This is a genomic window from Actinorectispora metalli, assembly GCF_056323685.1.
Window position 1 is genome coordinate 3,835,654 of the sequence record NZ_JBREYE010000001.1, and the last position, 25,359, is coordinate 3,861,012.

Here is a 25,359-nt window from a genome sequence, read left to right on the forward strand (position 1 = left end):
TTGATCGCTTTGACGTGCCTGTGGCCATTCTTGGCGCCCGGACATGTGCTTGCGCCCCTCGGAGACGAGGGCTGCCGCCGTATCTGATCATCAGCGTGGGCGCGCTCCACGGTCGATCCGACAGCCGGCTGACGCGCCGTCCCCTGAAGCATCGTGAACCGTCTTCTCCGCGAACTTCGGACACGGAGTTGGACTCGGGGACGCGTCCGCCGCTCGAAGGGTCGGAAAGAGGCCGCTAACGTTGATCGTGGTGGTGGCGCCTGCCGCCCGGCGGCAGCGCCACACCCCGTGACGTCAGAACTTCGACTGCAGGACGAGCGCGCCCTTGGTGTCGCGGACCTCGAGGCCTGTGGCGTCGGGCCGCAGCACCGAGGAGTTGAGGCTGCAGTTCATCTCCTTAGGGCCTACGCCGATGAACTCGCCCGCGCTGCTCTGCCTGCCCGCGTTATCGGTCACCACGACCTTGTACTGCTGGCCCTCGGCGAAGCCAGTGCCGGACAGCACGACCTCGGAACCCCAGGTGTGCGGGACCAGCCCGGCGGAGGCGCTGACCGCGGGGGCCAGGGCGGTCACCGGGACCTGTTCGATGTTGGGTTTGACCGGCTGCCCCAGGCTGTAGCCGACACCCGCGCCGACGATGCCCAGCACGACCGCCGCCGCGGCCGCCGGTATCCAGCGCGGTTTCTGGCGGGTCTGGCGCTGCTTTTCCCAGCGAACCCGGTCCAGCACGGTCGAACCGAAGTCCGCAGGCGGGGCGGGTTCGGTGGCCAACCGCTCGGGGTCGACCTTGCGCAGCAGTTGCGCGAAGGGCGCGATGGAGGACAACTCGGCCCGGCACGGGCGGCAGCCGTCAAGGTGCGCCTGAATCGCGATCCGCTCCCGCGGATCAAGCTGGTTCAGAGCGAAAGCACCCAGTTGCTCCCGCAACCAGCGGTGCTCGTCGACGTTCACGGTTGTACTCCCATTTCCTCCAGCGCCAGTCTCAGCGCTTTCAATCCATAGAACACCCTGCTGCGCACGGTGCCGACCGGGACACCCTGTTCGGCTGCGACCTCGGCATACTTTCGTCCCCTCAGGTACGTCTCCACCAGCGCGCTGCGGTGCTCCGGGGTGAGCTTGCGCATCGCCTCCTCGACCAGCCAGCTGTCCAGGCTCGACTCCGTGAACGTGTCCGGCACACCGGAGCCGCTGCCCAGCATCGCGGTGAGCGCGATATCGTCATGCGCGGTCGGGCGGATCGCCCGCCTGCGCGTCTCGTCGATCACCACGTTGCGGGCGATGGCGAAAAGCCACACCCGCAGGCTGGCGACCGAGGGGTCGTAGCTGTGTGCCGCCCGCCAGGCGCGCAGGAACACCTCCTGCACGACATCCTGGGCGGCGCCCTCGTCGTGAAGCTGTCGGAGGGCGAAGCGGTAAAGCTCCGCACCGTGAGCCGTGTAGGCCGCGCGGATGCCTTCCTCGCAACGTAAGTCGACTTCGGTGCGCCGAGGTTCGGCCCACCGGTTTCTCACTCGTCCTATACGCGCCATGCCACCTCGTCCTGACAGATCCGGCTGCGTGCCGGCTCTTGCCGCTTCATACGGGCGTGGCGCAATGGGCGTTCAGATAAAGGGGTGTTTCGCGTCGGGAATCCGGTGCCCGGATTTCGTGATCAGGTGGCCGCGACAAGCCGCTTGTACCGGGCGTACCGAGGCTTGTCGCGAACGCCGCCTGCGGTCGCTTGGGCGTGGACGACGGGTGACGGATTCCCGACGCGGAACACTCAGTCCAACGGAGCGGTTCCGAATCCTTCTTCCACTACGTTCCGGTATTCGGGGTGCCGTTCGATCCACTTCGCGATGTATGGGCACAGCGGCCGCACCGGCTCCTTGGCGGCCCTCGCCTTGTCCAGGACCTGCCTGGTCATGCTGGATGCCACGCCTTTGCCCTCGAACTCGGAGCCGACCTCGGCGTGGGTGAGCACCAGCCTGCCGTTGCGGCGGCGGTAGTCGGTGAAACCGGCGAGGCCGCCGTCGACGTGCGCCTCGAAGCGGCTGCGCTCGGGTACTTCCGTGACCACTACGTCCATGGCGTCAAGCCTTCTCCGCCACGGCCCGCCGCGCCACCGCTGACACCCACCCCACCGCCAGCGTGATCGCGACGCCGAGCGGGATGTACCAGGGATAGGCCAGCACCTTCGCGCCGGTCGCGGTGGGGATGCGCACCACCAGGATGATCACCGCCATGGCCACCACCGTCACCAGGAACGCGATGACCGCATCCACCTGGCCCGCGCGTTTGACCAGCAGGCCGAGCAGGAACGCGCCGAGCAGCGCGCCGTAGGTGTAGCCGGTGATGGCCAGGCCCTGTTCGACGATCGGGTTGTCCCGGCTGGTGAACATCGACGCAAAGCCGATCAGCAGACCCGCCCAGATGACCGTCCACAGCCTGCCCTGCCGCAGCGCCTCGGCATCGCTGAGCGCCCGGCCGCGGATCCGCGCCAGCACATCGGTGACGGTGGAGGAGGCCAGCGCCGACAGCGAGGAGCTCATCGCTGCGGCCAGCACCCCCGCCAGCACGAACCCGGACAGGCCCGCGGGCAGTTCGGTGAGCACGAAGGTGGGGAACAGCTCGTCCGGTTTGGACAGCCCCAACGCGCCGGGCGCCGCGCCGCCGTAGAAGGTCCACAGCATGGTGCCGATCAGCAGGAACAACGCGAACTGCACGAACACGATCACGCCGCTGACGATCACCGCGCGTTGGCTGGCGCGCAGGTCGCCGCAGGCCATCAGCCGCTGCACGATGAGCTGGTCGGCGCCGTGCGAGGCCATGGACAGCGCCGCGCCGCCGATGACCGCGGTCACCACGGCGTAGGGGCTGGTCAGGATGTCGGCGTTGGTGTCGATGAAGGTGAACTTCCCCGCCTCCGCGGCGCGGGAGAACCAGTCCGCGGGCACCTCGCTCGCCAGCACCCACAGCACGGCCAACCCGCCGATGACGTAGACCAGCAACTGGATGGCGTCCACCCACACCACGGCGCGGACACCGCCGAAGTAGCTGTAGACGACCATGCCGATACCCAGCACCAGCACGATCTGCCAGTAGCTCGAGGCCACCCCGTAGGCGGCGAGCATCACCTTGATCGGGATGGCGGTGGCGAACAGCCGCAAACCGTCGGCGAGCAGCCGGGTGAACAGGAACGTCACCGACGCGGTCGCCTGCAACGCACCACCGAAGCGTTTGCCCAAGAACGCGTACGCGGTGACCAGGCCGCCGGTGGCGTAGCGGGGCAGCAGCACGAACGCCACGAAGATGCGGCCCAACAGGTAGCCGATGGCCAACTGGAGGAAGGTAAAGCTGCCGAGGTAGGCCACGGTCGGCACGCTGAGCACCGTCAGCGTGGAGGTCTCGGCGGAGACCACCGAGATGCACACGACCCACCAGGAGATGCGGCGCTCGGACAGGAAATAGTCGTCCGCCGACTTCTGTCTGCCCGCGATGAGCACGCCCAACAGCGGCATCCCGACCAGAAACACCAGCACGACCGCGAGATCCAGCGTGCGCATGCCTGCCTCCCCCCATTGGGCTTTGCACGAGCATGGTCGATCAGGGGCGCCCACGTCACGCTGACACGCAATCTCCACTCAAGCGGCCGCCACGCGCGGCCACCGGCCCTGATGCGAGGATGACTGCGTGTCCACCTCCACGATCTGGATCATCGCCGCCGTCGCTCTGCTGGTAGTGATCGCGGTGGTCACCGGCCTGCTCCTGGTCCGGCGCCGTCGCATCAGCCTCGCCGAGCAGCAGCGCACCGACACCGGCCGCGCCGGCTACCAGGCGGGCGGGGGAATCAACCTCGCCCCCGGCGGCGCGCCACCGGTCGCCGAACGCACCGAGACCGACGGCGAACCCGGGGTCGGCGAGGACGCCGCCGTGCCCCGCGACTCGGTGCGCCGCGACATCGTCGACGTCCCGCTGCCGGACGCCCCGGTGGCCGCACCGCAAGCCCCGCCGACGCCGCCCGCGCCCGAGCGGGAGGCCATCGAGCCGACCGAGGGCAGGCTGGAGCGGCTGCGCGGGCGGCTGTCGCGGTCCCGCTCCGCGTTCGGGCAGAGCCTGCTTGGCCTGCTCGGCGCCGGTGACCTGGACGAGGACTCCTGGATTGAGGTCGAGGACACGCTGCTGATGGCCGACCTCGGCGCGGCCACCACCCACGAGATCGTGGAGCGGCTGCGCTCGGAGATCGCCGCCCGCGGGGTGCGCACCGCCGAGCAGGCCCGCGCGTTGCTGCGTGAGGTGCTCATCGAGGCGCTGCACCCCGAGTTCGACCGCGCGGTCCGCGCGCTCCCGCACGGCGTCAACGGCAGCGGGCAGCGGCCCGGCGTGGTGCTGGTGACCGGGGTCAACGGCACCGGCAAGACCACCACCACCGGCAAGCTGGCCAGGGTGCTGGTGGCCGACGGCAGGCAGGTGGTGCTCGGCGCCGCCGACACCTTCCGCGCCGCCGCCGCCGAGCAGTTGGCGACCTGGGGCGAACGCGTCGGCGCCGAGGTCGTGCGCGGCCGCGAGGGCGCCGACCCCGCCTCGGTGGCCTTCGACGCGGTGAAGCGCGGCACCGAAGCCAAGGCCGACACGGTGCTGGTCGACACCGCGGGTCGCCTGCACACCAAGACCGGGCTGATGGACGAGCTTGGCAAGGTCAAGCGGGTGGTGGAGAAGCAGGCCGAGGTGGACGAGGTGCTGCTGGTGCTGGATGCCACCACCGGCCAGAACGGCCTGACGCAGGCGAGGGTGTTCGCCGAGGTCGTCAACGTGACCGGCATCGTGCTGACCAAGCTGGACGGCACCGCCAAGGGCGGCATCGTGTTCCAGGTGCAGCGTGAACTGGCGGTCCCGGTGAAGCTGGTCGGCCTGGGTGAAGGCCCGGACGACCTCGCGCCCTTCGAGCCTGCCGCCTTCGTGGACGCCCTCCTCGGCTGAGACCCCACCGCCAGGCGGCTTCCCGCCATTGGAGGTCTTTCACCCGGCCGAACTCCAACCTAGCTTGCCTCGGCAAATATTTAGGTGCCGTAGGGTCTGGTGGGGCGGTCCCATACGGTTAAAGATGCAACGCTGGAGTTCCGGTTGCTTGGCCCGGTCGCCGTCCTCCGCGGCGGCGAGTCGCTGCCGCTGGGCGGCCCCAAGCAGCGGAGTCTGCTGGCTCTCCTGCTGCTCAACGCGAACTCGCCGCTGCCGCTGACCCGGCTGCGCGAAGCCCTGTGGGGCGAGGACCAGCCCGCCTCCGCCGCGGCCAACATCCGCAGCTACGCCGCCGCACTGCGCCGCGTGATGATCGACGAGGACGGCACCCCACGGCTGCGCACCGGACACGCCGGATACCAACTGCGGGTGCGACCCGGCGTGCCCGCCCACTACGAACTGCTCTGCGCCGCCACCGGAGCGCTGCCCGCCCGGCTGCCTCGGCTGGCCGTCTGCGCGGGGGAGCTGCTGCGGCCGGAGGTGTTCGAGGCGTTCGAGCGGCGGTTCGGGCTGCGCATCGGCCAGTCCTACGGCATGACCGAGACCGGGGCGGTCGCCTCGACCTGTCCGGCACCAGCGCACCGCCCACCGCCGGACCGCCCGTGCCCGGCGTGGAGACCACAGTGGACGGCGGCGAACTGTATGTCGCGCTGCCCCACTCGCCGTACCTGGCCGACGGGCCCGGCCGGTGGGTCGACGGCAGGCTGCGCACCTTCGACCGCTGCGACCACGACCCCGCCACCGGGGCGCTGCGCATTCTGGGTCGCACCGACTCGATGGCCATCGTCGGCGGCCTCAACGTCGACCTGGTCGAGGTGGAACGCGTGCTGCTGGCCCACCCCGCCGTCGCCGAGGCGGTCGTGGTCGCCGCCCCCGGCATCGAAGCCTGGATCGGGACCCGCGCACAGGTCGAGGCCGCCGAACTCGTCGGCTGGACCCGCCGCAGGCTGGCCGACCACAAGGTGCCCAAACGGTTCCACATCGCCGCCGAGGTTCCCCGCGCGTCCACCGGGAAACCGCTGCGCGACCCCGCACTGCTCCGGGCGGCCCTGGCCCGGTGAGAGGAGGAGGTACCCATGCACACCGAGGTGCGCCGCTTCGTGCTCGCCCTGATCCGCGACGTCACCAACACCGACCTCGCCGACGAGATCCCCGACGACGTTCCGCTGGACGAGCAGGGCTTCGGGCTGGAGTCGCTCGCCCTGCTGGAACTGCATGTCCGTGTCGAGGAGGAGTACGGCATCGCGCTGACCGAGGACTACCTCGAGCACCCCGGCGAGACCTGGGCGCGTTCGTCGACCGCGTCGTCACCCGGCGAACCGCGGGTGCGGCGTGATCACGCTGACCGACGTGCAGGCCATCCTCACCCACCGCGACCCGTTCGCCGCCGACGCCCCGGACCTGGGCCCCGACGATCCGGTGGTGCTCGACTCGCTGGCACTGGTGTGGCTGATCCACGACCTGGAGGAACGGCACGGCATCAGCATCGATCCCTCCGAGGCCGACCTCGCCGGGTTCACCTCGGCGCGGGCCATCCACCGCTGGCTGGTGCCCGCATGAGCCGACCGGTGGTGGTCACCGGCGCGCAGGCCTGCACCGCCTTCGGGTACGGCTTGGACGCGCTGGCCGACGGCGTGTTCTCCGGCCGCCACGCCTTCGTCCCGGTCACCCGCTTCGACGCCACCCCGTTCCGCGCCCGGCACGCCGCACTCTGGCGCGGCAACCCGGCGGCCCTGGACCTCGCGCTGGACTGCACCCGCGACGCCCTCGCCGCCGCCGGACTGTCCACACCGGACGCCCCGGTGTTGCTGGCCACGCACGGCGACCTCGGCGCCACCGGCCGCTTCCTGGACGGGGACTGCTCCGGCGTCGCCGCGAGCGCCGCTTGCTGGCTGCCCTGGACGGTGGGCGAGACGCTGGGACTGGGCCATCCCCGGGTCGCGGTCACCTCGGCCTGCATCGCCGCCACCAACGCCATCATCCGCGGCGCCATGCTTATCGCCCGCGGCGCAGCCGAGGTCGTGGTGTGCGGCGGCGTGCACGTGCTGGACGTCGAGACCTTCGCCAACTTCGACTCCGGCCGCGCACTCACCACCGACCCGGTGGTCCGCCCCTTCAGCCGCGACCGCGCGGGACTGCTGCTCGGCGACGGGGCGGCCGTGCTCGTGCTCGAGTCCGCCGCGCACGCCCACGCCAGGCGGGCGGCGCCGCTGGGGGAGATCGCGGGCTGGGGGCTGTCCACCGACGCCCACCACGTGGTCAAACCGCACCCCGAAGGCGCAGGCCTGCGCCGCGCCATCCACGCCGCGCTGTGCCGCTCATAACCGTCCACTGTGGACTACGTCAACGCGCACGGCACCGGCACCCCGCTCAACGACGTCGCGGAGACCCGGGCGCTGCGAGCCGTGTTCGGCGACCATCCACCCCCGGTGAGCAGCACCAAAGGCGCCACCGGGCACATGATGCAGGCCACCGGCGCCGTCGAGGCCGTGATCTGCCTGCTGGCCCTGCGCGACCGGCTGCTGTCGCCCACGGTGAACCTGACCGAGCCCGACCCCGACTGCGACCTGGACTACGTGCCGCACCGCGCCCGGCCCGCCGCGGTGCGTTCGGCGCTGACCGTGAACGCCGGGTTCGGCGGCGTGAACGCCGCGCTCCTGCTGCGGGAGGCGGCGTGAAAGCCGTGGCGGGCACCGCGATCCTCGGGTCGGAGGGCGTGCCCGCGGTGCCGGGCTTCGCGCTCTCCCCGTCCGGCCCGCTGGCGGTCGAGGCGGTCGCCCACTGCCTGCGCCACGAGCCCGGCACCGAGTCGACGGCCCTGGTGCTGGGCAGCGGCTGCGGTGACGCGGTCAACGCCGAGGAACTGCAACGCAACCTGCGCCGGGGCCGCCACCGCAACCCGCTGCTGTTCTACCAGGCGGTGCCCACCGCGGTGCTCGGCCACATCGCCCAAGCCCACGGCATCGGCGGCCCGGCCACGACACTGTCCACAGTGGCCGATCTGGCGGGCGAGATGCGGGCGGTGGCGGGCGAACTGCTCGCCGAGCCCGGCGTCGACCAGGTGCTGCTGCTCGGCGTCGAACTCGCCCCCACCCCGCGCACCGCCGCGGTGTACCGGGAACTGGGCATCACGCCCCCTCGGGCCGACTGCGCGGTGGCGCTGTTGCTGCGGCCCTCGGCGGAGGTGTGTGAACCCATGCGGGCGGTTCCCGGCTTCGGTCCGCTGGCGCCACTGGCGGGAGAGGTACGGCATGACTGAGCACGAACTGGTGACCAGGCTGGGCATCACCATCATCGAACGCGGCCCGGACCGGGTGGTCGGCAGCATGCCGGTGGCGGGCAACCGGCAGGCCTACGGGCTGCTGCACGGCGGCGCCAACGCCGTGCTCGCCGAAACCCTCGGCTCGGCCGCCGCCATGGCCCACGCAGGCGACGGCGGTCTCGCGGTGGGCGTCGACCTGTCCTGCACCCACCACCGCGCCGCCCGCCACGGTCGGGTCACCGGCGTGTGCACCGCCCTGCACCTGGGCACCACCACCGCCAGCCACGAGATCGTCATCACCGACCAGGCGGGCCGCCGCACCTGCACGGCCCGGCTCACCTGCTCGGTCGTCCGCCGCACCAGGACCGCGGGGACCTGAGCGCCACCCGGCCGGGGATTTCCGCGCACTCTCCTGGCGTGCCGCGGCTAGGCTTTCGGCCGGGGCCCTCAACATCGACTGCAAGCGGGCCGATGGACGAGGGGATGTCGCGCTGTGGTGACCCAGGAGAAGCGCTGGTCGGGTTCGCTGGCGAAGGCCACCACCGAGGCGTTCGCGCCCTGGGTGTGGGTCGTGCTGATGCCGCCGCTGATCGCCTGGCGAGCCCTCGCGCATGTGCCATCACCCACCGCGCGACTGGCGGAAACCCTGGGCTGGGGGCTGCTCATCGCGGTCTTCGGCGCCGCCATCCCGATGGGGGTGATCGTGCGCGGCGCGCGGGCGGGCCGCTATGACGGACACCATGTGCGCAACCGCGAGGGCAGGCTCATCCCGTTCATCGTGGGCAGCGCTTCGCTGCTGGTCGGGGTGCTGCTGACCGCCTGGTTCGGCGGGCCGCGCGAGCTGATCGCGCTCACCGTGGCAATGCTCGGTTCCATCCTGGTCACAATCGTGATCACCAGTCTCGGCAAGTGGAAGATCTCTGTGCACGCCGGGGTCGCCGCGGGTAGCGTGATCGTGCTGATGTTGGTCTACGGACCGTGGGCGGCGCTGCTGTGGCCGGTGGTGGCGCTGGTGTGCTGGTCGCGGGTGAAGCTGACCGACCACACCGTGGCCCAGGTGACCATCGGCGCGGTGCTCGGCGCCATCGAAGCCGGTGTGCTGTTCACTCTGCTCCGCTGACCACTGGGGGAAACCCATGCGAACCCTGCGCACCGAGATCGACATCGCCGCCGACCCGCGGCGGGTGTGGCAGGTCCTCACCGACTTCGCCGCCTACGAACAGTGGAACCCCTTCATCGTGCGCGGCCAGGGCAACGCCGAGGTCGGCGGCACGCTGCGACTGAACATGCTGCTGCCCGGCAAGGACGAACCCATGCTGATGCGGCCCACCGTCACCGTCGCCGAACCGGGTCGGCACCTTCAGTGGCTCGGCAGGCTGCCGGTGCCCGGCCTGTTCGCCGGGCGCCACGAGTTCGTGCTGCGCGCCACCGACACCGGCACCCACCTCGCCCACAACGAGGACTTCACCGGTGTGCTCGTGCCGTTCCTCGGCGATGTACTGCGCAAGACGGAACGGGGATTCGGCCAACTGAACGACGCGTTGAAGACGCGGGCCGAAGCGGACCCCGCGTAGGTCACGCAACCGTTATTTTCGAGGCTGGGGGCCGAGAAACAGACAGGCGGGAAACCGATGGGTGGCGGGCATGCGCCGGGTACCGGACGGCGGGGGACCAGCGAGTTCCCCGCGGGCTGGAGCCGGGAGCGGATCACCGCGGCGGTGCTGGACGTGGCGACCAACCCGGTCGGATCGCCCCGCAGGCAGCGCAACGGGCGCCGCGTCACCGCGGGTGTGTGCGACGGCGTGGAGATCGTGGTGCTGGCCAAGGACGGCCAGATCTGGGCGGCCTACCCCGTCGCGGGGCCCGGCGTGACCCGCAACCCCGACGCCGCGGCCGACCCGGACAACCCCACCGCCGAGGACCTCGCCGCGGGCAAGGTGAGCTACCTGCTCGAGGCCCTGCTCACCCAACTGGCCGAGGTGATCGAGGCGACCGAACTCGAGCACTACCGGTCGCTGCTGTTCGCGGGCGAGTGGGAGGAGTTGACCGACGAACTCGCCGCGCACATCAGCACCGAGCGCATCCCGCTGGACCGCGACGCCCGAAACGACCTCGAACTGCTGCTGCACTCCTACGAGGTGCCCATCGAGGGCTACGCCTACCTCAATGATCGCGACGCCGTCCTGAAGGCCCTGCATAACGCTTAGTGGATCTTCCCGGTGACGCGCCGGTCACAGTGCGGGTTGCGAAACGAGCCGGTAACAAAGCCGGTGAGACAGTTCACTTCGCGGAAACGTACCGCGTAACCAGCGGAAACACGCCATTTCAACACTTGCCGCGACCGTTTGGCGCACGGGAGGCAAGTACATGAATTCCGGAGATACCGCCTGGGTCTTGATCAGCGCCGCACTGGTGCTGCTCATGACGCCCGGGCTGGCGTTCTTCTACGGCGGTATGGTCCGCTCGAAGAACGTCCTGAACATGATCATGATGAGCCTGGGCAGCCTTGGCGTGGTAGGCGTGCTGTGGGTTCTCTTCGGCTACTCGATGTCCTTCGGCAAGGACATCGGCGGTGGCCTGCTCGGCGATCCCGCCGAGTATTTCGGGCTCGAGGGGCTGCTGTCCCCCGAGTCGCTGTCGGGCACCCTGCCCAGCACGGCCTTCGTGGCCTTCCAGGCGATGTTCGCGATCCTGACGGTCGCGTTGATCTCCGGTGCCATCGCCGACCGTGCCCGGTTCGGACCGTGGCTGCTGTTCACCGCCCTGTGGGCGACCGTCGTTTACTTCCCCGTCGCGCACTGGGTTTTCGACTTCGACGGCAAGGACGAGGCGGGCAACGTCGTCGACCCCGGCGGCTGGATCGCCAACAAGCTGGCCGCGATCGACTTCGCGGGCGGCACCGCCGTCCACATCAACGCCGGTATCGCCGGTCTGGTGCTGGCGTTGCTGCTCGGCAAGCGCCGCGGCTGGCCCCGTGAGGTCATGAAGCCGCACAGCCTGCCGCTGGTGGTGTTGGGCGCCGGTCTGCTGTGGTTCGGCTGGTTCGGCTTCAACGCCGGTTCCGCGGTGGCCGCGAACGGCACCGCCGGTCTCGCGTTCATCAACACCCTGGTCGCCACCTCGGCGGCGTTGCTGACCTGGCTGCTCGTCGAGCGTATCCGCGACGGCCACGCCACCACCCTCGGTGCCGCGTCCGGCATCGTGGCCGGTCTGGTCGCCATCACCCCCGCCTGCGGCTCGGTCACCCCACTGGGTGCCATCGCCGTCGGCGGCATCGCGGGCATCCTGTGCGCGCTGGCGGTCGGCCTGAAGTACCGGTTCGGCTTCGACGACTCGCTCGACGTGGTCGCCGTGCACCTCGTCGGCGGCATCGTCGGCACCCTGCTCATCGGGTTCTTCGCCTCCGCGGAAACCCCCGCCAAGATCGACGGCCTGTTCTACGGCGGCGGCTGGGACCAGTTCATCAAGCAGGCCATCGGCGCGGGAGCCGTACTCGGCTACTCGCTGGTGGGCACACTGGTCGTCGGACTCCTGGTCAAGTACACGGTGGGCTTCCGGGTCACCGAGGAGGCCGAGATCGTCGGCGTCGACGAGTCCGAGCACGCGGAAACCGCCTACGAGTCCGGCGGGTTCGGTTCCCGCAAGGCGGCTGTTGAGGGGAGCAAGGCATGAAGCTGATCACGGCGATCATCAAGCCGTTCACCCTGGATGAGGTGAAATCCGCCCTCGAGCAGCTGGGTGTGTACGGCATGACGGTCAGCGAGGTGCAGGGCTACGGCAGGCAGAAGGGCCACACCGAGGTCTACCGCGGCGCCGAGTACGCCGTGGACTTCGTGCCCAAGCTGCGGGTCGAGGTGCTCACGGCCGAGGACAAGGTCGCGGACGTGATCAACGTGATCGTCGAGGCCGCTCGCACCGGCAAGATCGGCGACGGGAAGGTCTGGGTGACGGCCGTGGAGGAAGTGGTCCGGGTCCGCACCGGGGAACGCGGTACCGATGCGCTATGAGCGGTGCCGCCGGTGGATCGACCGCCGGCACCGCTGACGACCTGGTGCGGGCGCGGGCTCTGCTACTCGCGCCCGCACCGGGTCATCGGCGGCTTGCCGCAGAGCCGCTCCGCGAGGCTCTTGTCGATCTCCACGACTTCTGGCTGACAGCCCACGCGGGCAATTCCGGGGTGACTCCAGGGGGAGACACCGCGCTGGTGGCGGTAGGGGCACTGGGCCGCCGCGAACTCGCACCGTACTCCGACCTCGACCTGGTACTGGTCCACAACGGATCGAAGAAGAAGGTCGGCGAGATCGCCGAGAAGCTGTGGTACCCGCTCTGGGACGCCCACCTCGGCCTCGACCACTCCGTCCGCACCATCCCGCAGGCACTCACCGCCGCGGGCGAGGACCTCCGCGTCGCCTTCGGGCTGCTGGAGATCCGCCACCTCGCGGGCGACACCGAACTCACCCAACGGCTGGTCTCCTCGGTCCGCCAAGCCTGGCGGGCGGGCATCCGCAACCGCATCACTGAGGTCACCGAAGCAACCCGACAACGTTGGCAGCGGGCGGGCGAGGTCGCCCACCGAGTCGAGCCGGACCTGAAGAACGGCCACGGCGGCCTGCGCGACATCGCCCTGATCGACGCGCTGGCCGCGACCCAACTCACCGACCGACCCGGCCAGGAGGTGCTCGCCGCGCGCACCCTGCTGCTCGACGTCCGCACCGAACTGCACCGCAGCGCGGGCCGCGCCCGCGACGTGCTGCGCGCCCAGGACGGCGACGAGATCGCCGCCGTGCTGGGCATGGCCGACCGCTTCGAACTGATGCGCGCCCTGTCCGGCGCGGGCCGCACCGTGGCCTACGCCCTCGACGTGGCGTTCCGCAGCGTGCGGGCGGCGATGCCCAAACGCGGCCTGGCCGCACTCCGCCGACCCCCGGTGCGCAGGCCGCTGGACGACGGCGTCGTCGAACACGACGGCGAAGTCGCCCTGGCCCGCGACGCACTGCCCAGCAAGGACTCGGCGCTGCTGCTCCGGGTGGCCGCCGCGGCCGCCCGCACCGGCAACCCGATCGCGGCGGGCACCCTGACCCGCCTCGCCGACACCGCCCCCGAACTGCGGGAGCCATGGCCGCGGTCCGCCCTGTCGGAACTGCTCGCCCTGCTGGGCAGCGGAAACGGCATCATCGACGTGATCGAGTCCCTGGACCGCACCGGCCTGTGGGGCAGGCTGTTCCCCGAATGGGGCGCGATCCGCGACCTCCCGCCCCGCGACGCCCCGCACGTGTGGACCGTCGACCGCCACCTCGTGCAGGCCGTCGCCGAAACCGGCAGGCTGCTCACCCGCACCTCCCGACCGGACCTGCTGCTGCTCGCCTCGCTGCTGCACGACATCGGCAAAGGCAGACAGGCCGACCACTCGGAGGTGGGCGCCGCACTCGCAGGCCAGATCGGCAGAAGGATCGGCCTGTGGCCCTCCGACGTCGACCTGCTGGTGGCCGCGGTGCGCCACCACCTGCTGTTGCCGCACACGGCGAGCCGACGCGATGTGGAGGACCCGGCGACCGTCCTCCGCATCGTCGAGACGCTGGACGGCGACCCGGTCCTGCTGGAACTGCTGCACGCACTCGCCGAGGCCGACGCCCTGGCCACCGGCCCCGGCGTGTGGACCGGCTGGAAAGCCGCGTTGATCAACGAACTGGTGGCCCGCTGCCGCACCGCGATGGCGGGCGAGCGGCTCCCCGAACCCGAACCACTGAGCCCGCGACAACGCGAACTGGCCGAATCGGGCCGCACGGACGTGCTGATCGGCGAGGAGAACCCCGACGGCCACACCGCCACCGTCACCGTGGTCGGCGCCGACCGCCCCGGCCTGCTGTCCAGGGCCGCAGGCGTACTGGCGCTGAACTCCCTGGAGGTGCACGCCGCCGAACTCCGCAGCCACGGCGGCGTCGCGGTCGACGTCTTCACAGTCTCCCCCCGTTTCGGCTCACTCCCGGACGCCGCCCTGCTGCGCGAACAGCTGATCGGCGCCCTGGACGGCAGCCTCCCACTGCCCAAACGCCTGGCAGCCAAGGAGAAGGACTACGGCGGCCCCCCACCCGACGGCCCCGACCCGAGAATCCTGTGGTTCGACGACGAAGCCACCGGCGCGGTCGTGCTGGAGCTCCGCGCCACCGACCGAATCGGCCTGCTCCACCACGTCGCCGCCGCCCTGGAAGCCTGCGACGTCGACGTCCGCTGGGCCCGAGTCACCACCTTCGGCGCCAGCGTCGTCGACGCCTTCTGCATCACCACCGCCGACGGCACCCCACCGGCGCAAGCAGTCCGCAAACGCCTGGAACACGCCATCCTGGCCGCCGCCAGGTCATGACAAGGGCGGGGTCCCCTCCACCGAGCGGCCCCGCCCACACCACCCAGACGCGGCGACCGCGGGCCGCGCCGCCCACTCCACGGGCTCTACTGCGGCGCCTGGGGGCCGCGCCGTCCACAATGGACACCGCTTCGCCGAGCAATAGGTCCATTTGTTCTGCGCAGCTTCCGCCCGCTCGGTGGGGGCGGGCACGCAGCACGGGTTGAGTAGCTCTACGCACTACTCATCGGGGGCCATCACGCTCAAAACTCGCAGCTCAACCCGGCAGTCTTGGTGTCGCGACAGAAAAGCTCGACGGGGAAGGGGAGGGCCGCCGCCCTGGGCCTGAGGGGGACAGGGGCGACGGTGCTGAACCGCCGGGCTCCGCTGAATCTGTCGCCGGGGAGCACCTTTGGGCCGGCTCGCACGAGGGGTCGGGCTGCCCGGGTGCTTCCCGTCACGGCAGGGGGAGCCGTGACAACCGCAGGTTGTTCCGGAGGTCTTCGCGGCCAGGGGGTGCGAAGGCTCCGGAACACCGGCGGAACTACTTCCTCGCCGCCTCCCAGGACGTGTATCCCGCCGCCTCGGCGTCGGCCTCGGTGCGAAACCACACATCGGCCCGCATCCGCCGGTAGTTCGGGGAGCGCTCGCAGTGGTAGCGCTTCGACTTGCGATTCCCCTTGATCACGAACCCCGCGCCGGGCGGCTCGGTCTGCCCGCGCTGCGCGGGCACCGCCTCATCGAGCAGCCGTCGGTCGATGGCGGCCAGCGCGGGATCCGTCGCAGGCTCGGGCACTGAAACCCGCGGCACCACCGCCCCGATCACTCTGGCATGCCGCGGTGCTGGGGATTCCGTCCGTTCCTCGTCCGCGGGCTCTTCGGAATCCGCCGCCCTCGAATCCGAAGCGTCGGCAAGCTCCGCTTCGGCGGAGGTGGTCACCGACCACACGGGCTCCGGCACATCCGGCGCGAAGTCCTCCCGTTCGGAATCCGCCACCGCTGGGTCAACCCATCCGGTGCCCGAGCGCCCCGACACCGGCGTCAACGCCGACGCCGACGTCGAAACGCTGTCGTCCTGCCGTGCATCCGAGGCGGCAGCCCGCCCCTCGGACGCCGCGGCCCGCTCGGTCTCCCGCGACCACCGCCGTCGGGCAGGCCCGACGAGGAACAGCGCGGTGCACAGGCCACCGGCCACAAACGACACCAGGCAGATCAGCGCCATCTCCCAGAACAACCACAACACGTCGTCTCCTCCTCATCGGGGTGCCACGAGGTGGTTGCGCACCGGCACACCGGGCACCACCTCCTGGACCTTGCGCTGCACGGCCGCACCGTCGGCCGAGGTGCCCACCAGCACCGCACCCGCCCGGCTGAGCAGCACCGCGACATCACCGCCCTGTCCATGGGTGAGGAACTCCTCCAACGCGGCGGCGAGTTCCGGCTCCAGCACCACACCGCTGCCCACCCGGGTCACCTGCCCACCCGCGACCGCCAGCAGCAGGAATCCCTCCGAATCGACCGCGGCGCCGCGCACCCCGCCGAGCCCGCGGACCTCGGCCAGTGCCCGGGACTCCCGGCCAAGCGACACCTGTGACAGCCGCAACTCCCGCCCCTCGGCCCGCACCATCGCCGACGGCAGCCCGATCGCCGCCAAGGCCTGCTCCGCCCGTCCCGCCAGCTCGCCGGGGACGCCCACGACCGCGACGCCCGCCGCGGCGAGCGCCGCAGGCACGAGCACCAGTGAGGCCAGCCAGGCCTGCCACCGCAGCCGGTCCGGCTCCGGTGCCCTGCGATGTGCCGCCTGATTCCGCTGCTGACGCATGGTCGCCCCCGCGGTGTGCACGAGTTTCGAGTCGACTCTCTCTACCCCAACCCAGCGCCCGAACCGGTGATCCGTCACCTGATGGCGGTGTGTCCCGATCCCGCGGTCACGCTTGGGACAACGGGGAACGCCGGACACCCGCCCGCGCGTTGGATCGGCATGGAGCCAGCGAGCACGACGCCCGTGACCCTTGTCCTGCCCGCGCGTTCGCTGCTGCTGGTCGCTGGTCTGCCCGGCTCCGGCAAAAGCACCATGCTCGCCGACCTGGAAGCACCGCCCGGGGTGCTGGCGCTGGATTCCGACCACTTCCGGGGGTTGCTGCGCCGATGGCTGCCCGCAGGCACGCCCTACCGCGCCTACCGCCCACTGGTGCACCTGCTGCACTGGCTGCGGTTGGCCGTCAACGTCGTCTTCCACGCCGGCCCGGTACTGGTGCACGAACCCGGCACCCGACGCTCCTCGCGCCGCGTGCTGCGCGCCCTGGCGCGAGCCACCCGACGGGAACTGCACCTGATGTGGGTGGACACCCCACCCGAGCAGGCACTGGCCGGTCAACACGCCCGCGGACGGCTGATCCCGTCCGCGTCGTTCACCAGACATGTGCGGCGCGCGGCGCGCCTGCGCGCCGACCTGCTCGCGGGGCGGACACCCCATGGCTTCGCTCGGGCTAGGCTAGTCGACAGGGACGAGGTGTCCGCGGGCCTGCGCGTGCGGGTCGGCGAGCGGGCCGACAACGCCGTCCGCCGGATACCCTCCCGGGAAGCCTCCCGGTAACCAGCCTGGATATGGAGTCCGAGACCCCGTGTTCGACACCCTCTCCGATCGCCTGTCCGCCACGCTGCGCAACCTGCGCGGCAAAGGGCGGCTGTCCGACGCCGACATCGACGCCACCTGCCGCGAGATCCGCATCGCGCTGCTGGAGGCCGACGTCGCGCTGCCGGTCGTCCGCGCCTTCATCGCCAGGATCAAGGAGCGGGCGCGGGGCGCCGAGGTGTCCGGGGCGCTGAACCCCGCCCAACAGGTCGTCAAGATCGTCAACGAGGAGCTCATCGGCATCCTCGGCGGCGAGACCCGACGCATCAACCTGGCCAAGAACCCGCCCACGGTGATCATGCTGGCGGGCTTGCAGGGTGCCGGTAAGACCACCCTGGCGGGCAAGCTGGCCCGCTGGCTCAAGGGGCAGGGCCACGCGCCGCTGCTGGTGGCCTGCGACCTGCAGCGCCCCAACGCGGTCACCCAGCTTCAGGTCGTCGGTGAACGCGCAGGCGTGGCGACCTTCGCGCCCGAACCCGGCAACGGTGTCGGCGACCCCGTCGACGTGGCCCGCCGGGGCATCGAGGAAGCCCACCGAGCCCAGCACGACGTGGTCGTCGTCGACACCGCTGGCCGCCTCGGCGTCGACGCCGAGATGATGGCGCAGGCCGTGGGCATCCGCGATGCCGTGCAACCCGACGAAACGCTCTTCGTGGTCGACGCCATGATCGGCCAGGACGCGGTGACCACCGCCGAGGCCTTCCGTGACGGCGTCGGCTTCACCGGCGTGGTGCTCACCAAACTCGACGGCGACGCCCGCGGCGGCGCCGCGCTGAGCGTCCGCGAGGTCACCGGCCAGCCGATCCTGTTCGCCTCCAACGGCGAGAAGCTGGAGGACTTCGACGTCTTCCACCCGGACCGGATGGCCAGCCGGATCCTGGGCATGGGCGACCTGCTCACCCTCATCGAGCAGGCCGAACAGCACTTCGACGCCGAGCAGACCGCCGCCGCGGCGCAGAAACTGGGCACCGGTGAGCTGACGCTGGAGGACTTCCTCGAGCAGATGCTCGCAGTCCGCAAGATGGGCCCGATCGCCAACCTGCTCGGCATGCTGCCCGGCGCAGGGCAGATGAAAGACGCCCTCGCCCAGGTCGATGAGAAGCACCTGGACCGCGTCCAGGCCATCATCCGCGGCATGACCCCCGCCGAGCGCACCGATCCCAAGATCATCAACGCGTCCCGGCGGCAGCGCATCGCCCGCGGCTCCGGCGTCGCCGTCAGCGACATCAACGATCTGGTGAACCGCTTCTTCGAAGCCCGCAAGATGATGCAGCAGATGGCGGGCCGATTCGGCCTGCCCGGCGGCGGCGCACGAGGCGGCAGCAAGACCCGCAAAGGCAAGAAGGGCAAAAAGGGCAAGGGCCGCGGACCGACGCCGCCGAAGGTGCGCGGCGGGTTCCCCGGGGGCATGCCCGACCTCTCCCAGCTGCCCCCGGGACTGCGCGACCTACCTCCGGGGCTGGCCGGCATGGACCAACTTCCGCCAGGATTCGACCCGTCCAAGTTGAATTTCGGCAAGAATTAGGTCCTCATGTCCACGTTCCACCTGCGGGCCGTGCTGCTACCGGGCCACGACGAGGTCGACCTGTGGGTGCGTGACGGCGCCGTGCACTTCGACCCGATCGCGGGCGCGGACACGCTGGCCTACTCCGGCTACCTGGTGCCCGGCCTGGTCGACGCGCACTGCCACATCGCGATCGGCGAGGACGGCCCAGTCGACCTGGCCACCGCCGCCGAACAGGCAGCCCAGGACCGCGACGCGGGCACCCTGCTGATCCGCGACTGCGGCTCCCCGATCGACGTCAGCCCACTCCAACGACGCGAAGACCTGCCCCGGATCATCCGCGCAGGCAGGCATATCGCCCGACCGAAGCGCTACATCCGCTACCTCGGCGTCGAACTGGAAGACCCCGAACTGCTGCCCGATGCCGTCGCCGAGCAGGCCGAGGAGGGCAACGGCTGGGTCAAGCTCGTCGGCGACTGGATCGACCGCGACGAAGGCGACCTCGCCCCGCTGTGGCCGGACGACGTGCTGGCCCGCGCGGTGCGCGCCGCCCACCGGGCAGGCGCCAGGGTGACCGCGCACGTCTTCGGCGAGAACGCGCTACCCGGCCTGATCAACGCGGGCATCGACTGCATCGAGCACGGCACCGGCCTCACCGACGAAACCATCGCGGCGATGGCCTACCGCGGCACCGCACTGGTCCCCACCCTGATCAACATCGAGAACTTCCCCACCTTCGCCGACCAGGCGCAGGAGAAGTTCCCCGGCTACGCCCAGCACATGCGGCGACTGCACGAGGGCGTCCGCCGCACCGTCCGCAAGGCCATCGACGCCGGTGTCCCGGTGTACGCGGGCACCGACGCGGGCGGCGGCATCCGGCACGGCAGGCTCGTGGATGAGATCATCGCCCTGCACGAAGCCGGGATGGACACGGTGTCCGCGCTGGGCGCCGCGTCCTGGGCGGCGCGGGACTGGCTCGGCTGGACCGGCATCAGCGAAGGCGCGCCCGCCGACCTCGTGGTGTACGACACCGACCCGCGCACCGACCTCGGCGCGCTGCGCGACCCGAAACTGATCATGTTGCGGGGCAAGGTGGTCGGCTGATCGCACAGGCGCCGGACGAGTTGGAGCGGCAGTGACCCACGAGCCGGAACGCGACCCGGGACCCCAGCCGCGCCTCGAAGTCCGGGACCGCCTGCACTGGGGCTTCCTGGCGTTCTTCTTCGGCTACGGCGCCTACTACCTGGTGTCGCTGGTACTCACCGGCGTGGTCAACGGCAACGTGGAACCCTTCGACGCCGCGCACCCCCCGCGCTTGGGCCCGCTGCTGCTGCTCGCGTTCATCCCCAACCTGTTCCTCGGCCTGTTTCCCGCCTTGTTCTCGTGGTGGCACGGCCAAGGCCTGCGCCGCGACTTCGGCATCATCCCGAACTGGCGCGACATCAAGGTGGGCTTGGTGTGCGGCGGCATCTCGCTGGGCCTCGCGGTGCTGATCGGCATCGTGATGAGCGTGATCGCCCCGACCGAAGCGCCCGCCGACCCGCCCCTCGCCGGACTCAGCGTCGCCGCCGAAGGCAAGACCGTGTGGCTGGCCCTGTTCGCCGCGTTCATCTTCATCGGCGCCCCGCTCACCGAGGAACTCCTGGTCCGCGGCGCCTTCTGGAGCGCCCTCGAGCACTACCGCCTACCCCGAATGGCGATCCTGTGCCTGACCGCCCTGATGTTCGCCTTCCTCCACGGCGAACCCGAACGCCTCCCCACCCTCTTCGCAGGCGGCCTCGCCATGGGCGTCGCCCGCATGATCACCGGCCGCATCGGCTCCAGCATGGTCGCCCACGCGACCAACAACCTCCTCCCCGCCCTCGGCGTCTTCTTCACCGCAACCTGACCCACCCACAGGCCCAGCCGCTCCACGCTGCCGCCCCACCTACCAAGGAAACGGCGCTCGACCAAGGTCGTTCGCAACCCCTGTTCGCAACCCCTGTTCGCAACCCCTGTTCGCAACCCCTGTTCGCAACCCCTGTTCGCAACCCCTGTTCGCAACCCCTGTTCGCAACCCCTGTTCGCAACCCCTGTTCGCAACCCCTGTTCGCAACCCCTGTTCGCAACCCCTGTTCGCAACCCAGCGTCAGTGGCGCTCTACCACATTCCGCCTCCGACATACGCAGCCCACAGCCCGTTTACGGCGTGTTATCCACAAACACCGGAGTTATCCCCAGATCATCCGTTTCGCTCGAAACTCGTCCGCGTGCGGCGATAGGCTGACCGAGGGCTCGTCCCCCCGGGCGGGCGGGGGCTGTCCAGGGGGTCTGTGATCCACGGCTTGAGCGGAAGTGCTTGTGGCGTCGAAGAATCGGAGCGCGGGTCGCGAACCGCGCAGGGCGACATCATGACCACCCAGGGCGACATCATGCGCCCGCGGGACGACATCATGGCGCCCTGGGGAGAAATCGGCGAGCGACGCGCGCAGGGCAGGGACGACCGCTAAGTTGGAAAGCGGGGACCGCCACAGCGATATAAGTGACTTTCGAGTCCGGGGTGTGGGACCGCGAGTTGGCCCGCCTGGTCGGTTTCCCGGTGGGGTGGGCGGGCAGCAGGTGTAAGAGGAGCGGAGACTAGCCTCACTGCTGCTCCGTTCGAGAGATCCGGCTGGCGTGAGGAGGGGGCTGTGGAAATCACCCAGACGCCCGCCGCCCCGGACGACCATATTCGGCCCTACCACCGCTGGGGCCTCGGCGCCTTCCTCCTCGTCGAACTGGTCTTCCTGCTCGCATCGGTCTTCGTCGTCGCGCCCTACTCCGGCGAAAGCCGCGAGCAACTCGAGGCGGGCGGCCTGCTCATCGCGCTGATCGTGCCCATCGTGCTCGCCGCCGCAGTCGCCACCGCGATCACGATCTTCCGCGGCAACGGACCGAAGATCGACCTCGGCCTGATCTGGCGCTGGTCCGACTTCACCTGGGGCGCCGCCCTCGGCGTCGCGGGCCTGGGCGTCACGCTCGTCGCCGCCACCCTGTGGACCCACTGGGTCGGCCCCGCCGAGGCGCACTCCGCGGTCGGCAAACTGCTGGCCGGGCTGAACCTGCCGCCGCTGCTGGCCGTGGTGATCTTCCTCCACGTCTGGCTCGTCGCCCCCATCTGCGAGGAGATCATCTACCGCGGCCTGCTCTGGGGCGCGATGGAACGCCTGCGCTGGAGCCGGTGGACCGCGTTCTTCCTCAGCACCGTCATCTTCGCGATCGCCCACCTCGAACCCAAGCGCACCGTGCTGCTGCTGATCATCAGCGTGCCCATCGGCCTGGCCCGCCTCATCACCGGCCGCCTCACCGCCAGCATCGTCGCCCACCAGGTGAACAACTTCCTCCCCGCGCTGGGCATCCTGCTCGTCGCGCTGGGCGTGATCCCCGCCTGAAAGCGGACCCGATTGGGTAACGGCGGAGACGTCTGGCAGAATTGCAGGCTGATTGTTGCTCTCGGTCCCTCTCACCGGCGGCGACACCCATAACTTCCAGCGCTCAACCGGATAAACCCCACGCCGGAACGGGCACTGACACCGTTTGAACCAGCGAGAGCAGGAGCAACCCTACCCGTGGCCGTCAAGATCAAGCTGGCTCGGCATGGCCGTATCCGCCAGCCGTACTACCGCATCGTCGTCGCCGACGCCCGCACCCGCCGCAACGGCAAGGCCATCGAGACGATCGGCAAGTACCACCCGAAGGAAGAGCCGAGCTTCATCGAGGTCGACTCCGAGCGGGCCCAGTACTGGCTGGGCGTCGGCGCGCAGCCGACCGAGGCCGTGCAGCACATCCTCGAGGTCACCGGTGACTGGCAGAAGTTCAAGGGCCTGCCGGGCGCTGAGGGCACGCTGAAGACCCGCGAGCCCAAGGCCGACAAGGCCGAGCTGTTCGCCGCCGCGCTCGCCGCCGCGGGCGAGGAGCCCGTCGTCGAGGCCACCACGGCCAAGAAGAAGGGCAAGAAGACCGCCGACAAGGCCGAGAAGGCCGACAAGTCGGAGGACAAGGCAGAGGCCAAGACCGAGAAGGCTGAGGAAGCCGACGCGTGAGTGTGCTGGCAGACGCCCTGGAGCACCTGGTTCGGGGCATTGTTGACCATCCGGACGACGTCCGTGTCAACCTGCTGACCACTCGCCGCGGCCGCACTCTCGAGGTGCACGTGCACCCCGAGGATCTCGGCAAGGTGATCGGCCGAGGTGGCCGGACCGCGACCGCGCTGCGCACCGTGATGGCCGCCATCGGCGGCCGCGGCGTGCGGGTGGACGTCGTCGACACTGACCGCTGAGAACCCCGATGACCAGCGCATCCGACATACTCGTCGTCGGCAGGGTGATCAAGCCGCACGGCATTCGCGGTGAACTGGTCGTCGAGGTGCGCACCGACTCCCCCGAGGAGCGGTTCGTACCGGGCACCGTGCTCGGGGCTCGCCCGAGCACCGGTGCCCCCCGTGAGCTGACCGTGGCAGCCGTCCGGCCCCATACCGGACGGCTGCTCGTGTTCTTCGACGGCGTCGCGGGCCGCGAGGGCGCCGAGGCGCTGCGCGGCGCTCTGCTCACCGTGCACCGCCACGAACTCCCGCCGATCGAGGACCCCGAGGAGTTCTACGACCACCAGCTGGAGGGCCTGTCCGCGGTGCTCTCCGACGGCACCGTCGTGGGCACCGTCCGCGAGGTCCTGCACGGGCCCGGCGGGGAGGTCCTCGTGCTGACCAGGGAGGGCCGCGAGGACGCGCTGGTGCCGTTCGTGACCGAGATCGTGCCCCAGGTGGACCTGCCCGGCGGGCGACTGGTGCTCGACCCGCCAGAGGGACTGCTCGACTAGTGCGCATCGACGTTCTCACGATCTTCCCCGAGTACCTCGCCCCGCTGCGCGCCGCGCTGCTCGGGCGGGCCATCGACCGCGGGCTGATCGAACTCGGCGTACACGACCTGCGCGACTGGACTCACGACGTGCACAAGGCCGTCGACGACTCGCCCTACGGCGGCGGCCCCGGCATGGTGATGAAACCGCAGGTGTGGGGCGAGGCGCTGGACACGGTGTGCCCGCCGGACGCCCCGCCCGCCCGACTCGTGGTGCCCACGCCCGCGGGCCGCCCGTTCACCCAGACCATGGCCCACGCCTACGCGGCCGAACGGCACCTGGTCTTCGCCTGCGGCCGCTATGAGGGCATCGACCAGCGGGTGATCGACGACGCCGCCCGGCGGATGCCGGTGGACGAGGTGTCGATCGGTGACTACGTGCTGGTCGGCGGCGAGGTCGCGGTGATGGTGATCGTCGAGGCGGTCTCGCGCCTGCTCCCCGGCGTGCTGGGCAACCCCGCCTCGGCCCGCGAGGACTCCTTCTCCGACGGCCTGCTGGAGGGCCCCTCCTACACCCGGCCCGAGGTGTGGCGCGAGCTGGAAGTACCGCCTGTGCTGCGGTCGGGCAATCACGCCGCCATCGCCCGCTGGCGCCGTGACCAGGCACTGGAGCGCACGTACCACCGTCGTCCCGACCTGCTGGCCGCCCTTCCGCCTTCCGCCCTGGACAAGCACGACCGGGCACTGCTGGCACGGCTGAGTGACGAAGAACCCGGTTCCATCGGTTGAAATAGATCGAACCGTTACCCGTCACACGCTATCGTTACCCACTGTGTCGGTCGATTTACCGGTTGTGAGTCTGCTGATCACCATCACCGGCGGGGACGGTGACGAGGCGCTGTCGCTGCTGGACTGGCTCCGGCACGAGGAGGCGCTTCGCGATCGGGTTCGGCTGCACCAGGAGCCCCCCGAGCCGGGCACTCTCGGTCCGCTGCTGGACACCATCACCGTGCGGCCCGCGGTGGGCGACACGGTCGGCGCGCTCATCGGCGCGCTGTCGGTGTGGATGCGCAGTCGCGGCCCGAGCCTCACCGTCAAGCTCACCAGGGGTGGCACCACCGTGGTCATCGAAGGCGAGTTGATGCAGCGGTCCGACCTCGCCGAGTTGGAGACCTTCGCGGGCGAGCTGGCGGGCAGGCTCGGCCAGGAGTGACCGCGCTCTCACCGGTGGTGAACTTCCCGGGGTGATTTCGTCGGCGCAGGTGCCGTCTGGCACACTGGAGCGGTTGCTGCAGCCGGGTGGCCTTGCCCGCCCGTGTGGCTTTGAGATGCCCGGGCCATCGCGTAGGCAGCGAATCGTGCTTGAGACGATGACAGCGCCGACGTGTTCGGGCACCTGCAGACCTGACTAGTGAGTACCAACGAGGACGGACCAAACCGATGAACACCCTGGACGCTCTGGACGCCACCTCGCTGCGTTCCGACATCCCCGACTTCCGGCCTGGCGACACGCTGAAGGTCCACGTCCGCGTCATCGAAGGTTCCCGCGAGCGGATCCAGGTGTTCCAGGGCGTGGTGATCCGCCGCCAGAACGGCGGCATCCGCGAGACCTTCACCGTCCGCAAGGTTTCCTTCGGTGTCGGCGTCGAGCGCACCTTCCCGGTTCACTCGCCCAACATTGCCAAGATCGAGGTCGCTACCCGCGGTGACGTCCGCCGGGCGAAGCTGTACTACCTGCGTGATCTGCGCGGCAAGGCGGCCAAGATCAAGGAAAAGCGCGAGACCAGCCCGGCGTCGTGACCTTTTCGCG

The 25,359-nt window shown here is 70.4% G+C and carries 31 protein-coding genes and 2 pseudogenes; 27 read left to right on the forward strand and 6 right to left on the reverse strand.

All coding sequences use genetic code 11. The features are described 5' to 3' along the window. Positions 1–294: 294 nt before the first annotated feature. The 4 genes from ACU6XJ_RS17965 to ACU6XJ_RS17980 form a co-directional block, all read right to left on the reverse strand. Positions 295–951: an anti-sigma factor family protein gene (locus ACU6XJ_RS17965; protein ID WP_476312712.1), complete on the reverse strand. Its 657-nt coding sequence runs from the start codon at positions 949–951 to the stop codon at positions 295–297. Then, entirely contained in the window at positions 948–1,511 is a 564-nt protein-coding gene (locus ACU6XJ_RS17970; protein ID WP_476312714.1) for a sigma-70 family RNA polymerase sigma factor, read from the reverse strand. Before ACU6XJ_RS17970 ends, ACU6XJ_RS17965 begins: the two co-directional genes overlap by 4 nt. A gap of 251 nt (positions 1,512–1,762) precedes the next feature. Further along, positions 1,763–2,068, reverse strand: coding sequence for a GNAT family N-acetyltransferase (locus ACU6XJ_RS17975; protein WP_476312716.1), 306 nt, complete (start codon positions 2,066–2,068; stop codon positions 1,763–1,765). Between the two features lie 4 nt (positions 2,069–2,072). Then, positions 2,073–3,545 (reverse strand): sodium:solute symporter, encoded by a 1,473-nt coding sequence (locus ACU6XJ_RS17980; protein WP_476312718.1) that lies wholly within the window; start codon positions 3,543–3,545, stop codon positions 2,073–2,075. 127 nt (positions 3,546–3,672) lie between these two features. On the opposite strand from ACU6XJ_RS17980, the gene ftsY reads away from it, so the two are divergent. From ftsY to ACU6XJ_RS18055, 15 genes and pseudogenes are all read left to right on the forward strand, one after another. Further along, entirely contained in the window at positions 3,673–4,959 is a 1,287-nt protein-coding gene (gene ftsY / locus ACU6XJ_RS17985; RefSeq protein ID WP_476312720.1) for a signal recognition particle-docking protein FtsY, read from the forward strand. 348 nt (positions 4,960–5,307) lie between these two features. Next, positions 5,308–5,520: pseudogene (locus ACU6XJ_RS17990) on the forward strand (hypothetical protein); the annotation flags it as partial. An 80-nt stretch (positions 5,521–5,600) separates the two neighbouring features. Further along, a complete protein-coding gene (locus tag ACU6XJ_RS17995; RefSeq protein WP_476312722.1) occupies positions 5,601–6,059 on the forward strand; it encodes an AMP-binding enzyme in 459 nt (152 codons plus the stop codon). A 15-nt stretch (positions 6,060–6,074) separates the two neighbouring features. Further along, positions 6,075–6,260, forward strand: a pseudogene (locus ACU6XJ_RS18000) (acyl carrier protein); the annotation flags it as partial. A 70-nt stretch (positions 6,261–6,330) separates the two neighbouring features. Beyond that, positions 6,331–6,558 (forward strand): acyl carrier protein, encoded by a 228-nt coding sequence (locus tag ACU6XJ_RS18005; RefSeq protein WP_476314116.1) that lies wholly within the window; start codon positions 6,331–6,333, stop codon positions 6,556–6,558. Further along, entirely contained in the window at positions 6,555–7,322 is a 768-nt protein-coding gene (locus ACU6XJ_RS18010) for a beta-ketoacyl synthase N-terminal-like domain-containing protein (RefSeq protein WP_476314084.1), read from the forward strand. The genes ACU6XJ_RS18005 and ACU6XJ_RS18010 overlap by 4 nt, the downstream gene beginning before the upstream one ends. 9 nt (positions 7,323–7,331) lie before the next feature. Continuing rightward, complete coding sequence (locus ACU6XJ_RS18015) at positions 7,332–7,676, forward strand: hypothetical protein (protein WP_476312725.1); 345 nt, start codon at positions 7,332–7,334, stop codon at positions 7,674–7,676. Continuing rightward, the gene (locus tag ACU6XJ_RS18020) at positions 7,673–8,257 is read left to right on the forward strand and encodes a beta-ketoacyl synthase N-terminal-like domain-containing protein (RefSeq protein ID WP_476312727.1); all 585 of its coding nucleotides are present in this window, start codon (positions 7,673–7,675) and stop codon (positions 8,255–8,257) included. Before ACU6XJ_RS18015 ends, ACU6XJ_RS18020 begins: the two co-directional genes overlap by 4 nt. After that, positions 8,250–8,639 (forward strand): hotdog fold thioesterase, encoded by a 390-nt coding sequence (locus ACU6XJ_RS18025; protein WP_476312729.1) that lies wholly within the window; start codon positions 8,250–8,252, stop codon positions 8,637–8,639. Before ACU6XJ_RS18020 ends, ACU6XJ_RS18025 begins: the two co-directional genes overlap by 8 nt. A 117-nt stretch (positions 8,640–8,756) precedes the next feature. Next, a complete protein-coding gene (locus ACU6XJ_RS18030; RefSeq protein ID WP_476312732.1) occupies positions 8,757–9,380 on the forward strand; it encodes a hypothetical protein in 624 nt (207 codons plus the stop codon). A 16-nt stretch (positions 9,381–9,396) separates the two neighbouring features. After that, entirely contained in the window at positions 9,397–9,834 is a 438-nt protein-coding gene (locus tag ACU6XJ_RS18035; protein WP_476312734.1) for an SRPBCC family protein, read from the forward strand. Between the two features lie 57 nt (positions 9,835–9,891). After that, positions 9,892–10,467, forward strand: coding sequence for an EndoU domain-containing protein (locus tag ACU6XJ_RS18040; protein WP_476312736.1), 576 nt, complete (start codon positions 9,892–9,894; stop codon positions 10,465–10,467). Positions 10,468–10,627: 160 nt separating this feature from the next. Next, positions 10,628–11,932, forward strand: coding sequence for an ammonium transporter (locus ACU6XJ_RS18045; RefSeq protein ID WP_476312738.1), 1,305 nt, complete (start codon positions 10,628–10,630; stop codon positions 11,930–11,932). After that, on the forward strand, positions 11,929–12,267 hold the full coding sequence (locus tag ACU6XJ_RS18050) for a P-II family nitrogen regulator (protein WP_476312740.1): 339 nt from the start codon (positions 11,929–11,931) through the stop codon (positions 12,265–12,267). The genes ACU6XJ_RS18045 and ACU6XJ_RS18050 overlap by 4 nt, the downstream gene beginning before the upstream one ends. Next, positions 12,264–14,621, forward strand: coding sequence for a [protein-PII] uridylyltransferase (locus ACU6XJ_RS18055; RefSeq protein ID WP_476312742.1), 2,358 nt, complete (start codon positions 12,264–12,266; stop codon positions 14,619–14,621). Before ACU6XJ_RS18050 ends, ACU6XJ_RS18055 begins: the two co-directional genes overlap by 4 nt. Before the next feature lie 523 nt (positions 14,622–15,144). Here ACU6XJ_RS18055 and ACU6XJ_RS18060 read toward each other — a convergent pair. Both ACU6XJ_RS18060 and ACU6XJ_RS18065 read right to left on the reverse strand, forming a co-directional pair. Further along, a complete protein-coding gene (locus ACU6XJ_RS18060) occupies positions 15,145–15,843 on the reverse strand; it encodes a sunset domain-containing protein (protein ID WP_476312743.1) in 699 nt (232 codons plus the stop codon). Positions 15,844–15,855: 12 nt separating this feature from the next. Further along, entirely contained in the window at positions 15,856–16,422 is a 567-nt protein-coding gene (locus tag ACU6XJ_RS18065; RefSeq protein WP_476312745.1) for a hypothetical protein, read from the reverse strand. A 183-nt stretch (positions 16,423–16,605) separates the two neighbouring features. Here ACU6XJ_RS18065 and ACU6XJ_RS18070 point away from each other — a divergent pair, with 183 nt between their 5' ends. The 12 genes from ACU6XJ_RS18070 to rplS all read left to right on the forward strand — a co-directional run bounded on the left by ACU6XJ_RS18070 (position 16,606) and on the right by rplS (position 25,349). After that, positions 16,606–17,196, forward strand: a complete 591-nt coding sequence (locus tag ACU6XJ_RS18070; protein WP_476312747.1) for an AAA family ATPase — start codon at positions 16,606–16,608, stop codon at positions 17,194–17,196. Positions 17,197–17,224: 28 nt separating this feature from the next. Further along, positions 17,225–18,760, forward strand: coding sequence for a signal recognition particle protein (ffh, locus tag ACU6XJ_RS18075; RefSeq protein ID WP_476312748.1), 1,536 nt, complete (start codon positions 17,225–17,227; stop codon positions 18,758–18,760). A 6-nt stretch (positions 18,761–18,766) separates the two neighbouring features. Then, positions 18,767–19,843 (forward strand): amidohydrolase family protein, encoded by a 1,077-nt coding sequence (locus tag ACU6XJ_RS18080; protein WP_476312750.1) that lies wholly within the window; start codon positions 18,767–18,769, stop codon positions 19,841–19,843. A 31-nt stretch (positions 19,844–19,874) separates the two neighbouring features. Next, the gene (locus tag ACU6XJ_RS18085) at positions 19,875–20,627 is read left to right on the forward strand and encodes a lysostaphin resistance A-like protein (protein WP_476312753.1); all 753 of its coding nucleotides are present in this window, start codon (positions 19,875–19,877) and stop codon (positions 20,625–20,627) included. 435 nt (positions 20,628–21,062) lie between these two features. Then, positions 21,063–21,227, forward strand: a complete 165-nt coding sequence (locus ACU6XJ_RS18090) for a hypothetical protein (RefSeq protein ID WP_476312756.1) — start codon at positions 21,063–21,065, stop codon at positions 21,225–21,227. Positions 21,228–21,407: 180 nt separating this feature from the next. Then, entirely contained in the window at positions 21,408–22,148 is a 741-nt protein-coding gene (locus ACU6XJ_RS18095; protein WP_476312759.1) for a lysostaphin resistance A-like protein, read from the forward strand. Positions 22,149–22,325: 177 nt separating this feature from the next. Further along, complete coding sequence (gene rpsP / locus ACU6XJ_RS18100) at positions 22,326–22,799, forward strand: 30S ribosomal protein S16 (protein ID WP_476312761.1); 474 nt, start codon at positions 22,326–22,328, stop codon at positions 22,797–22,799. After that, on the forward strand, positions 22,796–23,035 hold the full coding sequence (locus ACU6XJ_RS18105; RefSeq protein WP_476312764.1) for an RNA-binding protein: 240 nt from the start codon (positions 22,796–22,798) through the stop codon (positions 23,033–23,035). The genes rpsP and ACU6XJ_RS18105 overlap by 4 nt, the downstream gene beginning before the upstream one ends. An 8-nt stretch (positions 23,036–23,043) precedes the next feature. Then, on the forward strand, positions 23,044–23,571 hold the full coding sequence (gene rimM, locus ACU6XJ_RS18110; RefSeq protein WP_476312767.1) for a ribosome maturation factor RimM: 528 nt from the start codon (positions 23,044–23,046) through the stop codon (positions 23,569–23,571). Beyond that, positions 23,571–24,338 (forward strand): tRNA (guanosine(37)-N1)-methyltransferase TrmD, encoded by a 768-nt coding sequence (gene trmD / locus ACU6XJ_RS18115; protein ID WP_476312769.1) that lies wholly within the window; start codon positions 23,571–23,573, stop codon positions 24,336–24,338. The genes rimM and trmD overlap by 1 nt, the downstream gene beginning before the upstream one ends. A gap of 43 nt (positions 24,339–24,381) precedes the next feature. Next, complete coding sequence (locus tag ACU6XJ_RS18120) at positions 24,382–24,762, forward strand: effector-associated constant component EACC1 (protein ID WP_476312772.1); 381 nt, start codon at positions 24,382–24,384, stop codon at positions 24,760–24,762. Positions 24,763–24,989: 227 nt separating this feature from the next. Next, positions 24,990–25,349 carry a 50S ribosomal protein L19 gene (gene rplS, locus ACU6XJ_RS18125; RefSeq protein ID WP_476312775.1) on the forward strand — a complete coding sequence of 120 codons (360 nt, stop codon included), beginning with the start codon at positions 24,990–24,992 and terminating at the stop codon, positions 25,347–25,349. Positions 25,350–25,359 lie beyond the last annotated feature (10 nt).